This window comes from Streptomyces thermovulgaris (assembly GCF_002155915.1).
Lineage (GTDB): Bacteria > Actinomycetota > Actinomycetes > Streptomycetales > Streptomycetaceae > Streptomyces > Streptomyces thermovulgaris.
This window is the reverse complement of sequence record NZ_MUME01000158.1, coordinates 1-2,688: the sequence shown is the minus strand read 5'-3', so window position 1 is coordinate 2,688 and position 2,688 is coordinate 1. Positions and strand designations below refer to the sequence as shown.

Below are 2,688 nucleotides of genomic sequence, written 5' to 3'. Positions count from 1 at the left end.
CCGGAGACCGGCGGCGGGAAGGTGCGTGCTTCCCGCCGCCGGTCTCCGGGTCGGTCACCCGCCGGTCCTGGGCAGGCCCGGCGGGTTGATCTCGGACTTGGTCACGGCCTCGTCGGACAGGCCCCAGCGCTCCAGCACCTTCGCGTACGTGCCGTTCTCGATGATGTGGTTGAGGGCGGCGGCGAGCGGTTCGACCAGGCCGCTGTCCTTCTTGGTGGTGGCCGCGATGAGGCCCTGGAGGGTGGCGCCGGCGCCGGAGCAGGTGCCGACGACCTCGGTCTTGCCGGTGGCGGCCGCGTGGTAGGCGGCGGTCGGGTGGGGGCCGAGGTACAGGTCGATGCGGCCGGACTGGAGGGCGAGATAGGTGTCGCTGTCGTTCTGGTAGTACTTGATGTTCACCGGCTCGCGTCCGGCCTTCTCGTTCTCCTTGCTCCAGTCGATCAGCAGCTTCTCCTGGTTGGTGCCGCTGTCCACGGCGACCGTCCTGCCCGCCACGTCCTCGGGTCCGTCCACCTTCAGGCCGCTGCCCTTCTTGGCCTCGAAGCCCAGGTTGTCCTCGCGGTAGGTGGCGAAGTCGTACTTCTCCTTGCGTTCCTCGGTGACGGTGATGTTGCTGAAGCCGACGTCGTACTTGGCGCTGTCGAGGCCGACGAAGATGTTCTCCCAGGAGACGGTGTTGAGGTGCAGCTTCAGGCCGAGCACGTCGGCGACCAGGGAGGCGATGTCGGGCTCGACGCCGATGACGGTCCTGTTGTCGGTGGCGTAGAAGGTCAGGGGTGCGGCGGAGCCGGAGGAGTTGACGACCTCCAGGGTGCCTCTTTCGCGGATCCTCTCCGGGACCCGGGCGGCTATGGAGTCGACCTTGCCGGTGGTGATCCGCTTCTGGTCCGGGCTGGTGTTGATCCTCGTCCGGCTGCCCGATGCGGTCGTGACCTCGGTCCTGCCGCCGTCGTCGGGGGTGCCGCACGCGGCGAGGACGAGGGCTGCGGCCAGTCCCAGTGCGGCCGCGGCGGTGCGGCGGGTGATCGAGGTGGACACGGTCGTGCTCCTTGCGTGTGAGAAATGCGAAAAAAAGGGGGGTGCGGTGCGGTCAGAGGACCTTGGAGAGGAAGGCGCGGGTGCGTTCGTGCCGGGGGTGGTCCAGGACGGCCGCGGGCGGTCCCTGTTCCACGACGACACCGCCGTCCATGAAGACCACGGTGTCGGCGACCTCGCGGGCGAAGCCGATCTCATGGGTGACGACGATCATGGTGGTTCCGGTGCGGGCGAGGTCCTTGATGACGTCGAGGACCTCGCCGACCAGCTCCGGGTCGAGTGCCGAGGTGGGCTCGTCGAAGAGCAGCACCTTCGGTTCGAGGGCGAGTGCGCGGGCGATGGCCACGCGCTGCTGCTGTCCGCCGGAGAGCTGCCGGGGGTAGGCGTCGCTCTTGTCCGCGAGGCCGACCCGCTCCAGCAGGCGGCGTGCCGTCCGCTCCGCCTCCCTGCGCGGGCGGCGCAGTGCGGAGACCGGTGCCTCGACGAGGTTCTCCAGGACGGTCAGGTGCGGGAAGAGGTTGAAGTTCTGGAAGACAAACCCGATGTGGGTGCGCTGTTTGAGGACCTCCTTCTCCCTCAGCTCGTACAGCTTGTCGCCCGAGCGGCGGTAGCCGATGAGTTCGCCGTCGATGCTGATCCAGCCGCGGTTGACCTTCTCCAGGTGGTTGATGGTGCGCAGCAGGGTGGACTTGCCGGAGCCGGACGGGCCGAGGATCACGGTGACCTCGCCGGCGCGGACCTGGAGGTCGACGCCGCGCAGCACCTCCAGCGGGCCGAAGCTCTTGTGGACGCCGCGGATGTCCACCATCACGCCGTCCACCGGCGGCTTCGGGTTCTCGACGGCCACCGTCACATCACTCATCGGCTGTCTCCCAGGAGCTTCAGGGGTACGACGGGCTGGTCGCGCCGGGCCGCCGCTGTGCGCAGGTCGCGTACGAAGCGGCGGGCGCGCTGGAGCGGGGTGGGCGGCGGGGTGCGGTCGGCTCCGCGGGCGTAGCGGCGCTCGACGTAGTACTGGGCGATCGACAGCAGGGAGGTGAGGGCCACGTACCAGGCGGTGGCGACCAGCAGGAGCGGGATCACCCGGCCGTTGCGGCCGTAGATCACCTGCACCTGGTAGAAGAGTTCGCCGATGGACATCACATAGACCACCGAGGTGCCCTTGAGCAGGCCGATGATCTCGTTGCCGGCGGTGGGCAGGATGGCGCGCATGGCCTGGGGCAGCACGATCCGGCGGATCTGCCGCAGCCGGGGGATGCCCAGCGCCGCGGCGGCCTCCAGCTGCCCGTGGTCGACGGCGATGACGCCGCCGCGGACGATCTCGGCGGTGTAGGCGGCCTGATGCAGTGTCAGTCCGATGACGGCGGCGCCGATGGTGCCGATCAGGCTGTTGCTGTCGATGGACCAGAACACCGGTCCGAAGGGGATGCCGAGGCCCAGCTTCTCGTACAGGGCGCTCAGGTTGAACCAGAACACCAGCTGGACGATCATCGGGATGGACCGGAAGATCCAGACGTAGGTCCAGGCGACGGTCTGCAGCACCGGGCTGCGCGACAGCCGCATGAAGGCCAGGACCGTGCCGAGGAGGAAGCTCAGGACGGTGACGTAGGCGGTGAGCTGGAGGGTCACCCACACCGCCTACGTCACCGTCCT

The 2,688-nt window shown here is 68.8% G+C and carries 2 protein-coding genes and 1 pseudogene; all 3 read right to left on the bottom strand.

Features of this window, described 5'->3' with window-relative positions; genetic code table 11:
* Positions 1-54: 54 nt before the first annotated feature.
* Positions 55-1,038, bottom strand: a complete 984-nt coding sequence (locus CCN35_RS14520) for an ABC transporter substrate-binding protein (protein ID WP_067389112.1) — start codon at positions 1,036-1,038, stop codon at positions 55-57.
* Between the two features lie 52 nt (positions 1,039-1,090).
* On the bottom strand, positions 1,091-1,897 hold the full coding sequence (locus CCN35_RS14515; RefSeq protein WP_067389114.1) for an amino acid ABC transporter ATP-binding protein: 807 nt from the start codon (positions 1,895-1,897) through the stop codon (positions 1,091-1,093).
* Positions 1,894-2,673, bottom strand: a pseudogene (locus tag CCN35_RS14510) (amino acid ABC transporter permease); the annotation flags it as partial. The gene CCN35_RS14515 and the pseudogene CCN35_RS14510, both read right to left, overlap by 4 nt.
* Positions 2,674-2,688 lie beyond the last annotated feature (15 nt).